Origin of the sequence: Streptomyces sp. NPDC020996, assembly GCF_040641355.1 — a bacterium.
Taxonomy (GTDB): domain Bacteria; phylum Actinomycetota; class Actinomycetes; order Streptomycetales; family Streptomycetaceae; genus Streptomyces.
Genome location: NZ_JBFADM010000002.1, coordinates 190,103 through 208,591 on the forward strand (window position 1 = coordinate 190,103; position 18,489 = coordinate 208,591).

Genomic DNA, 18,489 nt, shown 5'->3' on the forward strand with positions numbered 1-18,489 from the left:
TGGACGAACGTCTCGGCAAAGTCACGCTGACCTTGTCGTTGTCTTCGGGGCGATCGGATGTATAGCCTAAGCAATAGCATGTGACATTGCACAGAGGGTCGTGTGGAGGAGGCGGGCCGGTGAGCCTGAAGGTCGTTGTCGTGGGGGCGGGTGTCATCGGCGCCGCGTGCGCCTTCCACGCCGCCTCGGCGGGCATGGACGTCACGGTCGTCGACCGCGGGCCCGTCGGCGCCGGGACGACAAGCCGGGGAGAGGGCAACGTCCTTCTCTCCGACAAGAAACCGGGCCCCGAACTCGACCTGGCGCGCCTGAGCCGCACACTGTGGGACGAGACCGGCGAGGAGCTCGGACGGGACTCCTTCGAGCTGGAACCCAAGGGCGGCCTGGTCGTCGCGAGCTCGGCCGAGGGCCTCGCGGCGCTGCGCGCGTTCGCCGCGCGGCAGGCGGAAGCCGGCGTCCGCACCGAACCGGTCGAGCACGTGCACGACCTGGAACCCCATCTCGCGCCGGGGATTCCCGGCGGCGTCCACTACCCCGAGGACGCCCAGGTGCAGCCCGTTCTCGCGGCTGCCGCGCTGCTGCGCGCCGCCATGGCACGCGGCGCCCGCTTCCGGACGGGTGAAGTCGTCGCGGCGACGACCGACCGCGACGGCCGGGTCAACGGTGTCCGGACGGCGGCCGGCGACACCGTGCCCGCCGATGCCGTCGTCAACGCCGCCGGGACCTGGGGCGGTGAGCTCGGCCGCCGGCTCGGCGCGCCCCTCGAAGTGCTGCCGCGCCGGGGCTTCGTCCTGGTGACCGAACCGCTGCCGCCCATGGTCCGGCACAAGGTCTACTCGGCCGACTACGTCGCCAACGTCGCCTCGTCCGACGCGGGACTGGAGACCTCCGGCGTCGTCGAGGGCACGCCGGGCGGCACGATCCTCATCGGAGCCAGCCGCGAACGCGTCGGCTTCGACATGACGATGAACGCCGCCGTGGTCACCAGACTCGCCGCGCAGGCATGCCGGCTGTTCCCCTTCCTGAGGAAGGTCCACCTGATCCGCGCCTACCGCGGATTCCGGCCGTACTGTCCGGACCACCTGCCGGTCATCGGCCCCGACCCCCGGGTCCCGGGGATCATCCACGCGTGCGGTCACGAGGGCGCGGGGATCGGTCTCGCTCCCGCGACCGGCGCGCTCGTGACGGCCCACCTGCTCGGCTGCCCCTGGCGCGGCGCCGACCCGGCCGCACACGCCGACTTTCTGCCCGACCGCTTCTTCGCCTCCCCGGGAGCGCCCCGATGAACGAAATCATCATGGACGGAAAACCACTGCCGTTCGTCGACGGCCAGACCGTCGCCGCGGCCCTGGTGGCCGCGGGCCGGGTCGCCTGGCGCACCACCCGCGTCCGGCGACGCCCGCGCGGCGTCTTCTGCGGGATCGGTGTCTGCTTCGACTGCCTCGTGACGATCGACGGAGCGGGCGGGCAACGCGCCTGCCTGGTCCTGGCACGCGCGGGTATGACCGTCACGACGGGGGAGAGCGACGATGAGTGAGACAGCCGACCTGATCATCGTGGGCGCGGGCCCGGCCGGCATGGCGGCGGCGGCCACGGCTGTGGCCGGCGGACTGCGCGTCGTGCTGGTCGACTCCGGCACCGCCGTCGGCGGGCAGTTCTGGCGGCATCCGCCCCAGGAAGCGCGACCGGCGATCGCGACCGAGGACCTCCACCACGGGCTGCGCGAGTACCGCGCTCTCGAACGTGAGCTGTCGGCGGGCCGGGCAGCGGGACGGCTCGACCTGCGCCTGGCGCACCATGTGTGGTCCGCCGTCCGCGAGGAAGCCGGGTTCGAGGTCCACGCCGTCGACCGGCGCGAGGCGCCGCAGGAGACCGCCGTGACCCTGCGCGCGCCCCGGCTCCTGGTGGCGACGGGTGCCTACGACCGGCAACTGCCGTTCCCCGGGTGGGATCTGCCGGGCGTGCTCACCGTCGGCGGGCTCCAGGCACTGCTCAAGGGCGGCGGAGTCGCGGCCGGCAGCCGCGTCGTGCTGGGCGGTACCGGCCCGTTCCTGCTGCCGGTGGCCGCGGGCCTCGCGGCACGCGGAGTCGAGGTGGTCACCGTGTGCGAGGCGGCCGGCCCGCTGGCCTGGCTCCGGCACCCGGGCGCCCTTCTGCGCAACCCGGGCAAGTGGGCGGAAGGCGCCGGATACGCCGTCACGCTCGCGCGTCACCGTGTCCGCGTCCGTCCGCGTACGGCGATCATCGGCGCGGACGGCGGCGACCGGGTGTCATCGGTCCGCATCGCCTCCCTCGACCCCGACGGCAGGCCGCGACCGGGCACGGAACGGCGGATCGAGGCCGATACGGTCGGTGTCGGCTGGGGCTTCACGCCGCAGCTCGACCTGCTGATCCCCCTGGGCTGCGAGCTCGCGGATTTTGAGGACGGCAACACGGCCGTCGCCGTCGACGACGGGCAACGCACCACCGTCGCCGGACTCTACGCGGCGGGCGAGGCGTGCGGTGTGGGCGGAGCACCGCTCGCGGTGGCCGAAGGGCGCCTGGCCGCCGGATCCGTCCTCATCGACTCCTCGGCGGGCCCCGCGCCGGGCAGAAGAACTCCGGCCGCCCTGCGTGCCGAGGTCGCCAGGCAGCGCGCCTTCGCCCGGGCGCTGGCCCTCGCCCACCCGATCCCGCCGGGATGGTCCTCGTGGCTGACCGACGAGACCGTCGTGTGCCGCTGCGAAGAGGTGACCGCGGGAGCGGTCCGTGCCGCCTGCGCCGAAGGCGGGGCACGTGACCACCGGCAGGTCAAGCAGCTGACCCGGGCCGGCATGGGCTGGTGCCAGGGGCGGATGTGCGGACCGGCGGTGCACTGCCTGGCCTCACCGGACCAGCGGGCCTACACGCCCGCGGAACGACTCGTCGCGACGCCCGTCACCCTCGGTGCCCTCGCCGACCTCGATGAAAACCAGCAAGAAACCAACAAGGAGTACAGATGACCGACAACCGCAAGCCCTGGCACGGCGTCATCGTGGCGACCAGCCTGCCGTTCCACGACGACCTCACCGTCGACTTCGGCGCCTATGGGGAAAGCGTCGCCTGGCTGGCCGAGCAGGGGCTGCACGGTGTCGCGCCGAGCGGATCGCTGGGCGAGTACCAGACCCTCACCTGGGAGGAACGCGACCGCGTCGTGGAGACGGCCGTGGCCAACGCGCCGGAGGGGTTCACCGTGATGCCGGGCGTCGGCGCCTACGGCGGCAGCGAGGCCAAGCGGCACGCCCAGTTCGCCAAGGACGCCGGCTGCCAGGCCGTCATGTGCCTGCCGCCCAACGCCTACCGCGCCGACGACCGCGCCATCCTGGAGCACTACGAAATGGTGGCGTCGGTCGGCCTTCCGGTCACCGCGTACAACAACCCCATCGACACCAAGGTCGACCTGCGCCCGGAACTGCTGGCCAAGCTGCACGCCGAGGGATTCATCGTGGGCGTCAAGGAGTTCTCCGGCGATGTCCGGCGCTGCTACGAGATCGCCGAGCTCGCCCCCGGCCTCGACCTCATGATCGGCACCGACGACACCGTGCTGGAAGTCGGCATCGCCGGCGCCAAGGGCTGGGTCGCCGGCTATCCGCAGGTCTTCCCCCAGGCCTGCCTCGCGCTGTACAACGCCTCGGTCGCAGGTGACCTCGCCACCGCCCTGCCCCTGTACCGCCAGCTGCACCCGGTGCTGCGGTGGGACAGCAAGACGGAGTTCATCCAGGCCATCAAGCTCGGCCAGGAGATGATCGGCCGGCGCGGTGGCGGTTGCCGCCCGCCCCGCCAGCCGCTCACCCCGGAGACGGAGGCGATCGTGCGCGCCGCCACCCAGACCCTCATCGACGCGGGAGTCAACTGACGATGCGTTCGACCGTCTGCTACCACGCCGTCGACTCGCACACCGAGGGAATGCCGACCCGTGTGATCACGGGCGGCGTCGGCGTCCTCCCCGGGGCGACCATGTTCGAACGACGGCAGCGGTTCGTCGCGGAACGCGACCGCCTGCGCACCCTGCTCATGTGCGAGCCGCGCGGGCACGCGTCGATGTCCGGGGCGATCCTCCAGCCACCGACCCGGCCGGACGCCGACTTCGGGGTGCTCTACATCGAGGTCTCCGGCTGCCTGCCGATGTGCGGGCACGGCACCATCGGCGTGGCGACCGTCCTCGTCGAGACGGGCATGGTCGAGGTCACCGAGCCGTACACCCTGATTCGCCTCGACACCCCGGCCGGCCTGGTCACCGCCCGGGTGCAGGTGCGCGACGGCCACGCCGAGTCGGTGACCCTGGAGAACGTCGCGTCGTACAGTCACGCCCTCGATCAGGTCGTCGACGTGCCCGGATACGGACCGGTGCGCTACGACATCGCCTACGGCGGCAACTTCTACGCCTTCGTCCGGCTCGACGAACTCGGCATCCCCTTCGACCGGGCGGAAAAGCAGCGGCTGCTCGACGCCGGGCTGGCCGTCATGGACGCGATCAACACACAGAACCCGGTGTCGCACCCGGAGAACCCCGAGATCGACGTGTGCCATCACGTCTATCTCGAGGCGCCCGGATCGACCGCCGAGCACTCCCGGCACGCCATGGCGATCCATCCGGGCTGGTTCGACCGGTCGCCGTGCGGCACGGGCACCAGTGCGCGGATGGCGCAGCTGCACGCACGGGGTCTGCTGCCGGTCGGCCGGGACTTCGTCAACGAGTCGTTCATCGGCTCCCGGTTCGTCGGGCGCATCCTCGGCGAGACGACGGTCGGGGACCGGCCGGGCATCCTGCCGTCCGTCACCGGACGCGCCTGGATCACCGGAACCGCGCAGTACATGCTGGACCCGACCGACCCCTACCCGGCCGGCTTCACGATCTGACCGGCCCGGTCGCCATCCGCACGTCATCTGGATGACCGGCGAAGTTGGCCAAAAAGTCACGTGTCCATCACGAGGACCCACAGGGCTCCCGTGATGCGGCACGAACGGCTAGATTGTGCAATGTCACACACCACAGCAGGTGTCGGCATCCGAAGAAGAGCCGTGGGCGGGGTTGCGTGTCCCACCACGAGTGCCGGCGAAACTCTCGGCCCACGTCAGCGCCCCTCGGTGCAATGTCACACATTACAACGGGGGGCGCGGCAGTACACGGCGGAGGCGAGCATCCACCGCAAGCGCGGGTGGGGAGCCTCCGCCTCCCGACGCCAACAACAGCTCCTTGTGCAATGTCACACATCCTGGTCGTGCGTGGCGTTGTCGCAGCCGGGAGCAACTTTCGGTCACCGAACGGTCCCTCTGCACACGGACCGTGCGAGATGGAGTAAGGCATGACATTCATCCGTCGCGGCACCATGACGGCCGCCGCCATGGCACTCGGGCTCACCCTGACTGCATGCGGTGATCTCACCGGCGAAAGTTCCGGAAAGGACAGCTCCGGCCCCATCAAGCTCGGCATGCTCACACCGCTGACCGGCAGTTCCGCGGCCATCGGCCCCTACATGAAGGACGGCGCCCAGCTCGCCGTCGACGAGATCAACGCCAAGGGCGGGATCGACGGCCGCAAACTCTCCCTCACCGTCGAGGACGAGGCGTGCGACCCGAAGACGGCCGCCGCCGGCGCCGCCAAGCTGGTCAGCGCCGGCATCGACATCTCCGTCGGCGGCTACTGTTCCTCGGCGACCCTGCCGACGCTGAGCATCTTCGACAAGGCGAACATCCCGATGCTCATCCCGGCGGCCAACTCCACGGACCTGCTGGCGCCGGAGCAGCGGAACGTCTTCCTGATCAACGGCACGGGCATCCAGCAGGCGGAGGCGGCGTCGAAGTTCATCAAGAAGCAGGGCAGCAAGCGCGTCGCACTGCTCGACGACAACACCTCGTACTCGACCGACATCGCCAACCGCACCGGGGACGAACTGGGCCTGCTCGGAGTCAAGATCGCCGACCACCAGTCGGTCACCGCGGGAGAGTCGGACTACTCCGGGGCCGTCAACGCGGTGATGGAATCGAAGGCGGACTTCGTCTACTGGACCGGGTACTACCAGGAAGGCGGACTGCTCATCAAGCAGCTCAAGGCCGCCGGGTACAAGGGGCAGATCATGATCGCGGACGGCTCGGTCGACGCCAAGCTCATCAAGATCGCGGGCCGGAAGAACGCGCAGGGCGTGTTCGCGACCATGACCCAGACACCCCAGACCATCCCCGACGGCCAGGCGTGGGTCGACAAGTACAAGAAGAAGTTCGGCTCCGAGCCCGGGCCTTACTCGACACAGTCGTACGACGCGGTGCGCGTCGCCGCGGAGGCGGTCAGGAAGGCCGGCTCCACCGACGGCGACGACGTGATCCGGGCGCTCGAGCAGCTCGACGGCTTCGAGATCTTCTCCGGCCCGCTGAAGTTCACCATCCAGCACACGCTGAGCGTGGGCGGCTTCGACATCCTCGTCGTCAAGGACGACGACTTCGTCCTCAACAAGTGACGCCCCGGGGTGGCCGGTTCACCCCGGCCGGCCACCCCCGTGGCACCGCTTCCCCTCACGCACCGGGAAACACCGCATGGACCACTTCATCCAACTCGTGCTCAGCGGCCTGTTCGTCGGCTCCTTCTACGCCCTGGTCGCACTCGGCTACTCCATGGTCTACGGGATCATCAAACTGCTCAACTTCGCGCACGGCGACATCTACATGCTCGGCGCGTTCGTCGGCTTCACCGTCCTCAGCGCCGGCGCCGGCGCGCTCGGCGGCGGGCTCGTCGCCCTCATCGCCATCATGATCATCGCGATGATCGCCACCGGCACCTTCGGCATGGTCCTGGAGCGGGTGGCCTACCGCCCGCTGCGCAGCGCGCCCCGGCTGTCCGTGCTGATCACCGCCGTAGGAGCCAGCTTCGCGCTCGAGTACGGCATCGCGGTCGCCTTCGGGGCCAACCCGGAGGTGTACCAGATCGGCGTCGGCGCGGGCGCCCTGAATCTGGCCGGCGCGCGCATCACCTACGCCCAGCTCGCGATGATGGTGATCGCGGTCGTGCTCATGGTCGCCCTCGACACGCTGGTGCGGAAGACCCGGTCGGGCCGCGCCATGCGGGCCATCTCGCAGGACCCGAAGGCCTGCCTGCTCATGGGGGTCAACGTCGACCGGGTCATCTCCCGCACCTTCTTCCTCGGCTCGGCCCTGGCCGGAGCGGCAGGCGTCATGGCCGGCGTCTACTACGGGAAGATCGACTTCCTGATGGGTTTCGTCATCGGGCTCAAGGCGTTCACCGCGGCGGTCATCGGCGGCATCGGCAACCTGCGCGGAGCCGTGCTCGGCGCCGTCGTGCTCGGTCTGCTGGAATCGTTCGGCGTCGCCTACCTCGGCAGTGAATGGCGCGACGTCTTCGCGTTCGGCTTCCTCATCCTCTTCCTGACCGTGCGCCCCACCGGGCTGCTCGGCGAACGCGTCACGGAGCGTGTGTGATGAAAGACGAAACCACCCTCCACCCGGCCGAAGAGGCCTCGGCCTACGTCAACGCCGTCGACGAGCGCGCACCCGCGAACGTCGCGCTCGCCGGCAAGGGCGTCGGAACCCCCCGGTCCCGCCGTGCGCCGATCGCGGAAGCCGTGTCGAGCCTGCTGGCCGGCAAGTGGCTCGGCCTGGGCGTGGCCGTGATCGCGCTGGCCCTGCCGTTCCTCAACTCCAGCACCTACGTCATCCAGATCGCCGTGGACGCCCTCATCTTCGTGATGCTCGCCGTCGGGCTGAACATCGTGGTCGGCTTCTGCGGGCTGCTCGACCTCGGATACGCCGCCTTCTTCGCGATCGGGGCCTACACCGCGGGACTGCTGTCGACACGGTACGGGTGGCCCCTGATCGCGACGATCCCCGTCGTCGTGGCCGCCGCGGTCATCGGCGGGCTCGTCATCGGCGGGCCGACGCTCCGGCTGCGCAGCGACTACCTGGCCATCGTCACCCTCGGTTTCGGGGAGATCATCCGCATCACGGCGAACAACCTCGACTTCACCGGCGGACCGAACGGCCTGTACGGCATCCCCGGCTTCGGCGACTTCGGCCTGCGCTCCGACATCACGCTGTACTGGGTCACCGCGGCCGTCGTCATCGTCGCCGTGCTGTTCTCCAGCCGGCTCGGGCGCGGCCGGATCGGCCGGGCCTGGCGGTTCGTCCGCGAGGACGAGGACGCCGCCGAGGCCATGGGCATCCACACCTACAAGGCGAAGTTCGCGGCGTACATCGCCGGCGCGGTCTTCGGCGGCCTCGCGGGCGTGCTGTTCGCCGCGCACCAGAGCGCGATCTCCCCGCCGAGCTTCAACTTCCTGTGGTCCGCGCTCATCCTGATGGCCGTCGTGCTCGGCGGCATGGGGTCGACGCCGGGTGTCGTCGTCGGCGCCGTGGTCATCTCGCTGCTGCCCGAACTGCTGCGCGGGGCGGAGAACTGGCGCTATCTCATCTTCGGTCTGCTGCTGATCGTCGTCATGATCTTCCGGCCGCAGGGACTGCTGCCGGCCCGTACCGGCGAAACCGGGCGGCGCGGCCGCCGAGCACAGGAAGGCACGTCGTGAAAAAGGTGCTCCTCGATGTGAGGAACATGGCGGTCTCCTTCGGCGGAGTACGCGCCGTCGACGGCCTGACGTTCTCCGTCCACGCGGGCGAGGTGCTCTCGGTCATCGGCCCGAACGGTGCCGGCAAGACGAGCGCGTTCAACTGCATCACGGGCTTCTACCGGCCTTCCGCGGGCTCGGTGACGTTCGACGGCACCGACATCACCGGGAAACGGCCGGCCGTGATCGCCGCGAGCGGCATCGCGCGCACGTTCCAGAACCTCCGGCTCTTCGGCGACCTGACCGTGCTGGACAACGTCCGGGCGGGCATGCACGTCCGCATCCGGCAGAACTTCCTCGACGCGATGCTGCACACGCCGCGCTACCGGCGCAGTGAGGACGCGGCGACCGACGAGGCGCACAAGTGGCTCGACTTCGTCGGCATGGCAGCCGACCGGACCGCGCAGATCCGCAACCTCCCCTACGGCGAGCAGCGGCGCGTCGAGATCGCCCGCGCGCTGGCCCGTGAGCCCCGCATGCTGCTGCTCGACGAGCCGGCGGCCGGACTCAACCACGGGGAGAAGGAGCAACTGCTCGGCCTGTTGCGGCGGATCGCCGCCCTCGGAATCGCGGTGGTCCTCATCGAGCACGACATGGGCCTGGTCATGGAGGTCTCCGAACGCATCGTCGTACTGAGCTACGGCAAGGAGATCGCCGACGGCACACCGGCATCGATCCGGTCCAACCCGGCGGTCATCGAGGCCTACCTCGGCGCGGAGGACGACGAGGCGCACGCGGAGGCCGAACGTATCGCGGCCCAGGCGGGCCCGGCCGGCACGGCGGAGGTGCAGTGGTGAGAACGATCCTCGACATCAGCGGCCTTCAGGTCAGCTACGGAAAGGTGGAGGCCCTCAGGGGGCTCGACCTCACCGTCGGCGAGGGGGAGATCGTCGCCCTGCTGGGCAACAACGGCGCCGGCAAGTCCACGACCGTCTCGACGATCTCCGGCGTGGTCCGGTCCCGGGCGGGAACCGTCACGGCCTACGGCGAGGACATCACGGCGGCGACGCCCTGGTCGATCGTGGAACGCGGAATCGTCCACGTGCCCGAGGGCCGGCGGATCTTCTCGCGGCTGACCGTGCACGAGAACCTCCAGCTCGGCGGCTACACCGTGCGCGACGGCGCGTCGATCGACAAGCGGATCGCACAGGTCTACGAGCTGTTCCCGCGCATGGCCGAGCGCCGCGATCAGCAGGGCGGCACCCTCTCCGGCGGTGAGCAGCAGATGCTCGCCATCGGCCGGGCACTGGTCGCCGGCCCCCGGCTGATCATGCTGGACGAGCCGTCGATGGGCCTGGCGCCGCTGATCGTGGCCCAGGTCATGGACGCCATCGTGACCGTCAACCAGGCGGGCACGTCGGTGCTGCTCATCGAGCAGAACGCACGAGCCGCACTGAAGGTCGCCCACCGCGGGTACGTCATCGACTCGGGCCGGGTCACCCTGACCGGGCCGGCCGACCGGTTGCGCGCCGACCCGCAGGTCGTCGAGGCATACCTGGGAGCATGACGGATGACGAGAAACGCACCGATCGAGACGATCGACTGGCACACCGGCGGTGAGCCCTTCCGGATCGTGCCCGACAGCCCGGCCGAACTGACCGGGGACGGGCTCACCGTCGCCGAGCGCCGGATCCTCGCGACCCGGAGCGACGAAGCGCAGTGGGTGCGCGCACTGCTGTGCGGCGAGCCCCGTGGCCACGCGGACATGTACGGCGGCTTCCTGGTCCCGCCCGACGACGCCGGCGCCCATCTGGGAGTCCTGTTCTGGCACAAGGACGGCTTCTCGACGGCGTGCGGACACGGCACGATCGCCCTCGGCGCCTGGGCCGTCGCCTCCGGCAGGGTGGCGGCCCCCGCCGACGGCTCGACCGACGTCCTGATCGACGTCCCCTCGGGACGCGTCACGGCGAGTGTCCGCACCCGCGGGGGCCGGATCGAGGACGTCACCTTCACGAACGTCGCGAGCCACGTCCACGCCCGCGGCGTCCAAGTGGGTACGTCCCGCGGAACGGTCAGCGTCGACATCGCCTTCGGCGGTGCGATGTACGCCGTGCTGCCGGCGGCTGCGGCCGGCCTGCGCGTCGGGCCGGAGCACCTTGCCGGGCTCATCGCGGTCGGCCGCGAGATCCGCGACGCCCTCAACGCCGCCGGGGCCGCCGAACACCCCGGTGACGTCCGGCTCTCCGGCATCTACGGGACGATCCTCACCGAGGAGGTCCGCCCTCCCCTGCCGCGGCCCGACGGCAGCCGGCGACTGCACCAGCGCAACATCACGGTGTTCGCCGACGGCCAGGTGGACCGGTCCCCGTGCGGTTCGGGCACGTCGGCCAGGGTCGCGCTGCTGGCCGACACCGGGGAGCTGCGTCCCGGTGACGAATTGCGGCACGAGTCCGTGGTGGGCTCCGTCTTCCGCGCACGGATCACGGAGCCCACCACGGCACACGGAAGGCCGGCCGTGGTCACGGCGGTGACGGGCACCGCCCACGCGACCGGGACCTGCCGGTTCACCGTCGATCCCCACGACGCCCTCCTTCCCGGGTTCGTGCTGCGATGAGCGTGATCCTCGACGCCCAGGACGTCTTCTCGCTCGGTCCCGTCGCCGCGGTCGCCGCGATCCGTGACGTACTGGCCCAGGGACTCGACCCGGATGCCGACGTGCCTCGCGTCGTCCTCGACCTCGTGGGCGGCCAGGGGCTGCTCATGCCGTCGGAGAGCGGCGGCTGGTTCGGGGTGAAGGTCGCGACCGTCGCGCCCGGCAACCCCGCGCGTGGCCTGCGGCGGATCAATGCCACCTACCTCCTGTACGACAGCGAGACGCTGACCTGCGTCGCGATCCTCGACGGGGTCGCGCTGACAACCCTGCGCACGCCCGCGGTCACGGTCGCGGCCTGCCTGGACCGGCTGCGAGCCGTCGCGGCCCGCTCGCCGGACGGGCTGCGGCTGGTGGTCTTCGGCACGGGCCCGCAGGGCGAGGGGCACGTGCACACCATCCGGGCGCACGTACCGGTCGCCGATGTCACGGCCGTCACCCGCCGGGGCGGTGCCGTCCCGGCGTGGGCGGACCGCCACCTGACGGCGGACGACGCGGCGGTCGCCGGCCGCGTCCGCGGGGCGGACGTGATCGTGGCGGCGACCTCGGCCCGTGAACCGGTCGTCGACGGGACTCTCGTGCGCGACTCGGCGGTCGTCCTCGCCGTCGGTTCCCACGAGCCGACGGTACGGGAGCTCGACGGTGCGCTCATGGGACGCGCCACGGTGGTCGTCGAGAGCCGTGAAGTGGCGCTCCGCGAGGCGGGAGACGTCGTCCTCGCGGTGCGGGAGGGCAGGCTCGACCCGGAATCGCTGCAGACCGTCGCCGACCGTATCGGCCCGCGAGCGACCGTCGCCGCCGACCGCCCCCTGGTCGTGAAGACGAGCGGAATGGCATGGGAGGACCTGGCGGTGGCGGTCGCGGTGTACCGGCAGGGAGGCAGGACGACGTGACCTCCGTCGTGGCCGGTCTGCCGGACGTCCCGGCGTGGACGGGCTCGGGGCCTGTGCTCGCACAGGCCCCGAGCCGCAGCCGCTGGTCTCCGGGCGCGCGACGCGCTCAGCCGGCCAGCAGCGTCACTCCGCGGTCCGACAGCGCCCGGCTGACCGGCTCGTGGATCATGCCGCAGCCGCTGTCGGGACCGCCGCTGAGGATGCCATGAGCGGTGGATCCGTCGTAGACGCCGCTGCCGCTGTCACCGGCGGCGTCGCAGGCGGTGCTCCAGGTCATGCCGGCCAGGGTGCGGTCGGGATAGGACACGGTCGCGTCGGTCTCGGTGATCTGCCCGCAGGTGTAGCCGGTCGTGGAGCCCTGCTTGCAGACGTACTGCCCGACGTAGTCGTAGCCCCAGCCGGTGATGCGGGTCGAGGGGTAGACCCAGCCCCGGGGCTGCCACCAGTTGGAGTCGTCGATGCGTACTACGGCGGAGTCGCCGTAGTAGCCGAAGGTGTAGTCGGCGACGCTGCCGACTCCCTGGTAGCCGTAGCTGTAGGTCGGGACCTGCCAGTACGAGCTGCCCTCCGCGCAGTGGCCGGCGGTCATCATGTAGTAGCCGTACGAGTCGTAGGCCATGAAGGCGCTGGTGCAGCGGATGTTGCTGCCGTAGATGGCCAGGCCCGAGCGCAGCGGCGGGTCACAGGAGTACTGACCGCCGCAGTAGAAGGGCTTGGAGGCGTGCGCGTAGGTGCTGACGGTGAGGGCGTCACCGAAGGTGTGTTCCGCCCACCGCACGACCGAGCGCTGAGCACCGGTCAGGGCCTTGCCCCGGGGCAGGTCCAGGCGCAGCTTGTTGTCCCGCACCACCACCGCGGACTGCAGGCCGTGGGGGGCCGACTTGTTCGCTGCGGCGATGCGCCTGGCCAGCGTGTCCGACATGCGGTCGAGCTGCTGCCAACTGCGGCGGACGACCACGGTGGCGGTGTCGGGCGCCTGGGCCCGTGCCGCCTGCTGCCGCACGGACGCCGCGGCCGCGGGTCGCGTGACGGCGACGGTGAGTCTGCCGCCGTGCTCCTGGTCGATCCAGGCTCCGCCGAAGCGCGAGGCCAGGGACGTGCGCAGGGCGGTGGCGACGCCGGTGAGACGGTCCTGGCGGAGAATCCGTCGTTGTGCTTCCTGCGCGGATACGTGCTGCTCCGCGGCGAGTTGGGCGGCAGCGGCCCGCTGCGTGGCGCTCAGTCGCGGCGTGGTGCGGTCGCTGCTGCCCGCGGCGGGCGAGGCGAGGGCACAGGTGACCGTGAGAGAAGCGAGGATCGGCCAGAGAAGGCGTCGTCGTGCGGCCGAGGCTTTCACTTGATTACCTCCTTCACTGAGGGGGGACCGGTCGTTCGCGCCGGCCGGAGTCCGGGCGGCGGCGCCACCCCGTGCCGCCGCCGCCCGGGTCACGGCCGGGCGGGGGGAGCCGCGCCGGCCGTGAACTGTGGGCAGTACCGGGGATGCTCAGTACTGGGTGGTGACGGTGACTCCGGAGAAGCTCTGGTTCGCGTAGAGGGTGATGTAGTTGTAGCCGGCCGGCGGGTTGGTGATGGTCAGGGTGTGGCTGTTGCCCGCGCCCGTCGAACGGCTGGTGTAGCTGGTGGTGGTGGCCCAGCCGCTGCCGCTGTAGTAGAGGTCGGCGTCACCGGTGCCGCCGGACGTGGTGATCTTCAGCGAGGTCACACCGGCCGGCAGGTAGAGGTACAGGTAGTCGTTGTTGCCGGTGGTGGCGGTCCGGTTGCTGCGCTTGCAGTTCTGGCCCAGCACCATGGTGTCCGAGCCGGTGCACTCGGTCACGGTGCCGCCGCCGCCGACGGTGACGGTCTTGGTGACGGTGCCGGTCGCGCCCTTGTCGTCGGTGACGGTGAGCTTGACGCTGTAGGTGCCCGCCGTGGTGTAGGCGTGGCTCGGGTTGGTCGCCGTGGAGGTGGCGCCGTCACCGAAGGTCCAGGAACGCGACGCGATGGTGCCGTCGGAGTCGGTGGACTGGTCGGTGAAGTTGGCCGTCAGGTTGCTCACGGAGAAGGTGTACGCCGCGGTCGGGGCCTGGTTGGTGCCGCCGCCACCGCCGCCGCAGTTGCCCGCCGCACAGGCGGCGAGGAAGGTGCGGAAGTCGGCGTCGTAGCGGGTGCCGATGGTGCTGGTCAGGTAGGTGCGGGCGGCGTTCCAGTTACCGGTGCGGTAGTAGCCGAGCACGGTGGACATGTCGGAGGGGTGCTTCTCCAGCATGTACCGGACGGCGAGGTAGCCCCAGCGGTAGATCCGCGTGGTGTCGTTGCTGTAAGTGGTGTCGAACAGCGTGCGCAGCGAGTACGTGCCGTAACCGGCCTCGGTCATGGCCTCGTTGTAGGTGACACCGCGGTAGGAGTAGGAGATGTACTCCGCGAAGCCCTCGATCCACCAGACGGTCGGCGTGGTCACGTTGGCGTTGAAGTCGCCGTACATGTCGAACCGGCCGTCGAGGTAGTGCGTGTACTCGTGGTTGAGGTTCCAGATCTGGAAGTCCGGACGCAGCCATTCGGCCTCGTAGGCGATGAAGCGGGGCTGGTTGCCCGCCGCCGCCGGGTCACCCTCGAGGTACATGCCACCGTTGTTGGTGTCGATCCCGTACATGGCGCCGGCGTACGTCTGGTAGTCGGTGCTGGAGTCGAAGACGACGACCTCGATGGTGGTGTTGTTGTCGTTCGCGACCGCGCCGCTGTCCTTGACGACGCTGTGGAAGTACGCGTCCTGGTTGCGCAGGCTGTTGCAGGCCCAGGACAACTCGCTCGACGTCATCTGCTGGGCCTTGATGACGATGCTGGAACTGCAGTTGTACGTCACCGTCAGGACCGAGCTGGTCAGCTGCTGCTGCAGGTTGCAGGTGCCGTAGTAGGAGCAGTTGGCCTTGTCGTAGTAGTCGGTCATCTCGGCCACGCCGACCCAGAGCGGGGCGGTCGTGCCCTTGATCGAACTCGAGTTGAGCAGGCCGGCGGCCAGCGGACGGACCTTGGACTGCAGCGCGGACTCCTGGAGGAACCTGCCGAGTTCACGTCCGGCGTTGGACGTGAGGTACGACTGGTCGGTGCCCAGGAGCGAGAGGTGTCCGGTCGCGAAGCTGTACAGCGAGTCGATCAGGCTGGGGTCCGCCTGGACGGCGCTGACGAACGCCGGAACCTGGTGGCCGCGGAACGTCACGGTGTAGACGTTGTTGGCCGCGTTGAGCATCCACCAGGAGCTGTTCCAGGAGGAGTTGTAGTTCGTCAGCAGCCGCTTGAGGACGTATATGTAGCGGGCGTTCTGCTCGGCGCTGTCGATCAGGGTGACGGCCTCGGCCAGGGTCTCGCCGTTGGCGTCGGAGACGTCGCCGGAGTGCGCGCTGGCGAAGAAGGCGTCCAGAGCGGAGCGGATGGCCGTCTGCAGGGTGGTGCCGTAGGTGCCCACGTCGGTGGCGTTGTACCAGTGGACGTAGTAGCCGGCGCGCAGGTACAGCACGAGCTGCGGCATGCCGGTGGTGCCGTTGCCGGGGTAGGACGCCGAGCCGTCACGCACCGCGTAGGCGACGCTGGCCATCTGCGACTCGTTGAACGCGTAGTAGGCGTTCGTGCCGGTCAGGCTGAACAGCGAGTTGACACAGTCGGTGGTGGACGCCTTGATCTGCGTCACCAGGGCGCTGCCGGTGCGGCTGGTGAAGTCGGAGACGTTGCACGTGGCCGCGGCGGCGAGACCGTTCTTCCCGGCCTTCTTCGTGCCCTTGGTCTTCGCCGACATGGAGGGCCGGACCGGCATCTTCTCGGGCCGGCCGTAGGGCGTCCTGAGCGCGTCCTTGCTCGCTCCCAGCGGCGGCAGCTCCGACGCCTTGAGCCGCCCCTTGCCGACATGCTCGGCCTCGGCCGTGGCGGACTGCGCCACGGGCGCCGGACCTGAGTGCTTCGCGCCTCCGGCCGCCGCGTGTGCGGCGGACACGGGGGTTTCCGTCCGGGCGCTGGCCGGCTGCGCCAGCAGGCCGACGCCCATGGCGAAGGTCAGGGCCAGCGGCAGCGCCGCCCCCAGACTTCGCCGGACAAGTGACTTTCTCACTACGCCTCCCATGAGGATTCGGACCACCCGTGGGTGGCCTATGGGGGATGAGGGTTCGTGGTGTCGGGGAGGGCGGCGCCGTCGATCCGACGGGGGCACCGACCGATGTCGTTATTGACATGACCACGACCTGTGACATGTACCATTGCACACGTGACATGGTTCTGGGAAGGTGTCCGCCGGAATCGAGGGCTGCCAATTGGCCAGCGTGGGAGCGGAGTTGACTCCGCGGCGGCAAGGACCTGGTGAGGGCCTGTCGCGGGGCTCTAACCGTTCTCGGGGAAGTGGCAGGCCGCCTCCCGGGTCCCGGGACCGACGGCCGTCAGAGCGGGCCGCTGGGTACGGCAGATCTCCTGTGCCTTGGGGCACCGTGGATGGAAGGAGCAGCCGCTGGGCGGCGCCGCCGGGCTCGGCGGATCGCCCAGGAGCACGATGCGTTCGCGGCGGCGCTCCGCGACGGGGTCGGGGAGCGGAACGGCGGACAGCAGCGCCCGGGTGTACGGATGGGCCGGCGTTTCGTACACGTCCCGCTTGTCGCCCACCTCGACGATGCGGCCCAGGTACATCACCGCCACCCGGTCGCATATCCGCTTCACCACCGACAGGTCGTGGGCGATGAAGAGGAGGGCGAGGCCGAGCTCGTGCTGCAGGCGCTCCAGCAGGTTGACGATCTGCGCCTGCACGGAGACGTCCAGCGCGGAGACGGGTTCGTCGGCGACGATGAGCCGGGGGCCGGTGGCGAGGGCGCGGGCGATGCCGATGCGCTGGGCCTGGCCGCCGGAGAACTGGTGCGGGTGACGGTCCAGGTGCTCCCGGCTGAGGCCCACCAGGTCCAGCAGTTCCGCGGCCTTGTCGCGTGCGGCCTGGACGGAGGTGCCCTGGATCAGCAACGGCTCGGAGATGATGCGCGCGACGGTCTGCCGGGGGTTGAGCGACGAGTACGGATCCTGGAAGATCATTTGCAGGTGCCGCCGGGTCGGTCTCAGCCGGCGTTGCGGGACGTGGGTGATGTCCTGGCCGTCGAAGGCGATGGCGCCGGAGGTCGGCTCCAGCAGCCGTACGAGCATCCGCCCGGTGGTGGACTTGCCGCACCCGGACTCGCCGACCAGTCCCAGCGTCTCGCCCGCCCCCAGGTCGAGACTCACCCCGTCGACCGCCCGCACCGGAGCGGAGGGACGGCCGATTCTGCGCCGGCCGGGGAACGTCTTGGTCAGATCACGTACGGAGAGCAGCGTGGAATCGGTCGGTATCGCGGGGGCCGGGGCGTTCGGTCGGGTCATCGAGTCTCCTCGGCCGGTATCTGGGTGCCGTGGTGGGGCGTGGAACGTGCGGAAGCGCCCAGGGGCAGGTGGCAGGCGACCAGCCGGCCCGGGGCGTAGTACGCGACCGAGGGCCGCTCGTCGGCGCAGCGGAGGCTGGCGGCCTCGTCGGCTTCGGCCCTGCGCGGGCAGCGTGGGGCGAAGGCGCATCCGGGTATCGGCGCGGCCAGGGACGGCGGGCTGCCCGCGATGGCGCGCAGCGGGACGTCGTCGGGGTCGTCCAGCCGCGGCAGCGAGTCGAGCAGGCCGCGGGTGTACGGATGGGCGGGCTGCCGGAACAGGTCGTCGACCGGGGCCTGTTCGGCTGCGCGCCCGCCGTACATGACGAGCACGTCGTGCGCGACGCGGGCCACCACCCCCAGGTCGTGAGTGATCATCAGGACGCCCAGCCGCCGTTGCTGCTGGAGCCGGGCGATGAGTTCGAGGATCTGGGCCTGCACGGTGACGTCGAGGGCCGTGGTGGGCTCGTCGGCGATGAGCAGGTCGGGTTCGCAGGACAGCGCCATGGCGATCACGGCTCTCTGGCGCATGCCGCCGGAGAACTGGTGGGGGTACTCCCTCGCCCTGCGGGCCGGTTCGGGGATGCCGACTTCGCCGAGCATGTCCACGGCCTGCCGGTGGGCCGCCCGGCGGCCGGTGCCGAAGTGGCGGCGGTGCGCCTCGGCGATCTGCTCGCCGACCGTGTAGGCGGGGTGCAGGGCGGAGAGCGGGTCCTGGAAGACCATGGCCATGCGCCGGCCGCGCAGCCGGCTGAGCTCCCGGTCGGTCAGGGAGAGCAGTTCCTGCCCGGCGAGGGCGATCGAGCCGCTGACCCGGGCTCGCCGGTGCAGGCCCATGACGGCCATCGACGTGACCGACTTGCCGGACCCGGACTCGCCGACCAGCCCCAGGGTGCGGCCGGCCTCCACGGTGAAGGAGATCCCGTCGACCGCCCGGACGGTTCCGGCCGGGGTGTCGAACTGGACACGCAGATCGCGTACGCGCAGCAGTGGTGCGTCGGTTGCGGTGCTGGACGGCACGG

The 18,489-nt window shown here is 70.5% G+C and carries 16 protein-coding genes; 12 read left to right on the top strand and 4 right to left on the bottom strand.

Going from position 1 to position 18,489, the window contains the following annotated elements; translation table 11 throughout:
* Positions 1-119: 119 nt before the first annotated feature.
* From AB0G63_RS02265 to AB0G63_RS02320, 12 genes are all read left to right on the top strand, one after another.
* Positions 120-1,286, top strand: a complete 1,167-nt coding sequence (locus AB0G63_RS02265) for an FAD-dependent oxidoreductase (protein WP_360742832.1) — start codon at positions 120-122, stop codon at positions 1,284-1,286.
* Positions 1,283-1,537 carry a (2Fe-2S)-binding protein gene (locus tag AB0G63_RS02270; protein ID WP_360742835.1) on the top strand — a complete coding sequence of 85 codons (255 nt, stop codon included), beginning with the start codon at positions 1,283-1,285 and terminating at the stop codon, positions 1,535-1,537. Before AB0G63_RS02265 ends, AB0G63_RS02270 begins: the two co-directional genes overlap by 4 nt.
* Complete coding sequence (locus AB0G63_RS02275; protein WP_360742838.1) at positions 1,530-2,981, top strand: NAD(P)/FAD-dependent oxidoreductase; 1,452 nt, start codon at positions 1,530-1,532, stop codon at positions 2,979-2,981. The genes AB0G63_RS02270 and AB0G63_RS02275 overlap by 8 nt, the downstream gene beginning before the upstream one ends.
* On the top strand, positions 2,978-3,874 hold the full coding sequence (locus AB0G63_RS02280; protein ID WP_360742841.1) for a dihydrodipicolinate synthase family protein: 897 nt from the start codon (positions 2,978-2,980) through the stop codon (positions 3,872-3,874). The genes AB0G63_RS02275 and AB0G63_RS02280 overlap by 4 nt, the downstream gene beginning before the upstream one ends.
* A 2-nt stretch (positions 3,875-3,876) precedes the next feature.
* Positions 3,877-4,878 carry a proline racemase family protein gene (locus tag AB0G63_RS02285; RefSeq protein ID WP_360742844.1) on the top strand — a complete coding sequence of 334 codons (1,002 nt, stop codon included), beginning with the start codon at positions 3,877-3,879 and terminating at the stop codon, positions 4,876-4,878.
* A gap of 446 nt (positions 4,879-5,324) precedes the next feature.
* On the top strand, positions 5,325-6,473 hold the full coding sequence (locus AB0G63_RS02290) for a branched-chain amino acid ABC transporter substrate-binding protein (RefSeq protein ID WP_360742847.1): 1,149 nt from the start codon (positions 5,325-5,327) through the stop codon (positions 6,471-6,473).
* 76 nt (positions 6,474-6,549) lie between these two features.
* A complete protein-coding gene (locus tag AB0G63_RS02295; protein ID WP_360742850.1) occupies positions 6,550-7,449 on the top strand; it encodes a branched-chain amino acid ABC transporter permease in 900 nt (299 codons plus the stop codon).
* A complete protein-coding gene (locus AB0G63_RS02300) occupies positions 7,449-8,549 on the top strand; it encodes a branched-chain amino acid ABC transporter permease (RefSeq protein WP_360742853.1) in 1,101 nt (366 codons plus the stop codon). Before AB0G63_RS02295 ends, AB0G63_RS02300 begins: the two co-directional genes overlap by 1 nt.
* On the top strand, positions 8,546-9,385 hold the full coding sequence (locus AB0G63_RS02305) for an ABC transporter ATP-binding protein (protein ID WP_360742856.1): 840 nt from the start codon (positions 8,546-8,548) through the stop codon (positions 9,383-9,385). Before AB0G63_RS02300 ends, AB0G63_RS02305 begins: the two co-directional genes overlap by 4 nt.
* Positions 9,382-10,095 carry an ABC transporter ATP-binding protein gene (locus AB0G63_RS02310; protein ID WP_360742859.1) on the top strand — a complete coding sequence of 238 codons (714 nt, stop codon included), beginning with the start codon at positions 9,382-9,384 and terminating at the stop codon, positions 10,093-10,095. Before AB0G63_RS02305 ends, AB0G63_RS02310 begins: the two co-directional genes overlap by 4 nt.
* Positions 10,096-10,098: 3 nt before the next feature.
* Positions 10,099-11,142, top strand: a complete 1,044-nt coding sequence (locus AB0G63_RS02315; RefSeq protein ID WP_360742862.1) for a proline racemase family protein — start codon at positions 10,099-10,101, stop codon at positions 11,140-11,142.
* The gene (locus tag AB0G63_RS02320) at positions 11,139-12,071 is read left to right on the top strand and encodes an ornithine cyclodeaminase family protein (RefSeq protein ID WP_360742865.1); all 933 of its coding nucleotides are present in this window, start codon (positions 11,139-11,141) and stop codon (positions 12,069-12,071) included. The genes AB0G63_RS02315 and AB0G63_RS02320 overlap by 4 nt, the downstream gene beginning before the upstream one ends.
* Positions 12,072-12,177: 106 nt before the next feature.
* Here the strand turns inward: AB0G63_RS02320 and AB0G63_RS02325 are convergent, their stop codons facing one another.
* The 4 genes from AB0G63_RS02325 to AB0G63_RS02340 form a co-directional block, all read right to left on the bottom strand.
* The gene (locus AB0G63_RS02325) at positions 12,178-13,407 is read right to left on the bottom strand and encodes a S1 family peptidase (protein WP_360742868.1); all 1,230 of its coding nucleotides are present in this window, start codon (positions 13,405-13,407) and stop codon (positions 12,178-12,180) included.
* 147 nt (positions 13,408-13,554) lie between these two features.
* Positions 13,555-16,086, bottom strand: coding sequence for a collagenase (locus AB0G63_RS02330; protein ID WP_360743169.1), 2,532 nt, complete (start codon positions 16,084-16,086; stop codon positions 13,555-13,557).
* A 329-nt stretch (positions 16,087-16,415) separates the two neighbouring features.
* Positions 16,416-17,429, bottom strand: coding sequence for an ABC transporter ATP-binding protein (locus AB0G63_RS02335; RefSeq protein ID WP_360742871.1), 1,014 nt, complete (start codon positions 17,427-17,429; stop codon positions 16,416-16,418).
* A complete protein-coding gene (locus AB0G63_RS02340; RefSeq protein WP_360742874.1) occupies positions 17,426-18,487 on the bottom strand; it encodes an ABC transporter ATP-binding protein in 1,062 nt (353 codons plus the stop codon). Before AB0G63_RS02340 ends, AB0G63_RS02335 begins: the two co-directional genes overlap by 4 nt.
* Between the last annotated feature and the right edge of the window lie 2 nt (positions 18,488-18,489).

Bases quoted from the DNA above. Each gene is read 5' to 3' on its own strand.
- AB0G63_RS02295 (WP_360742850.1), top strand. From the start codon at position 6,550: ATGGACCACTTCATCCAACTCGTGCTCAGCGGCCTGTTCGTCGGCTCC.
- AB0G63_RS02315 (WP_360742862.1), top strand. From the start codon at position 10,099: ATGACGAGAAACGCACCGATCGAGACGATCGACTGGCACACCGGCGGT.
- AB0G63_RS02300 (WP_360742853.1), top strand. From the start codon at position 7,449: ATGAAAGACGAAACCACCCTCCACCCGGCCGAAGAGGCCTCGGCCTAC.
- AB0G63_RS02290 (WP_360742847.1), top strand. From the start codon at position 5,325: ATGACATTCATCCGTCGCGGCACCATGACGGCCGCCGCCATGGCACTC.
- AB0G63_RS02285 (WP_360742844.1), top strand. From the start codon at position 3,877: ATGCGTTCGACCGTCTGCTACCACGCCGTCGACTCGCACACCGAGGGA.
- AB0G63_RS02275 (WP_360742838.1), top strand. From the start codon at position 1,530: ATGAGTGAGACAGCCGACCTGATCATCGTGGGCGCGGGCCCGGCCGGC.
- AB0G63_RS02320 (WP_360742865.1), top strand. From the start codon at position 11,139: ATGAGCGTGATCCTCGACGCCCAGGACGTCTTCTCGCTCGGTCCCGTC.
- AB0G63_RS02270 (WP_360742835.1), top strand. From the start codon at position 1,283: ATGAACGAAATCATCATGGACGGAAAACCACTGCCGTTCGTCGACGGC.
- AB0G63_RS02335 (WP_360742871.1), bottom strand. From the start codon at position 17,429: ATGACCCGACCGAACGCCCCGGCCCCCGCGATACCGACCGATTCCACG.
- AB0G63_RS02330 (WP_360743169.1), bottom strand. From the start codon at position 16,086: ATGGGCGTCGGCCTGCTGGCGCAGCCGGCCAGCGCCCGGACGGAAACC.
- AB0G63_RS02280 (WP_360742841.1), top strand. From the start codon at position 2,978: ATGACCGACAACCGCAAGCCCTGGCACGGCGTCATCGTGGCGACCAGC.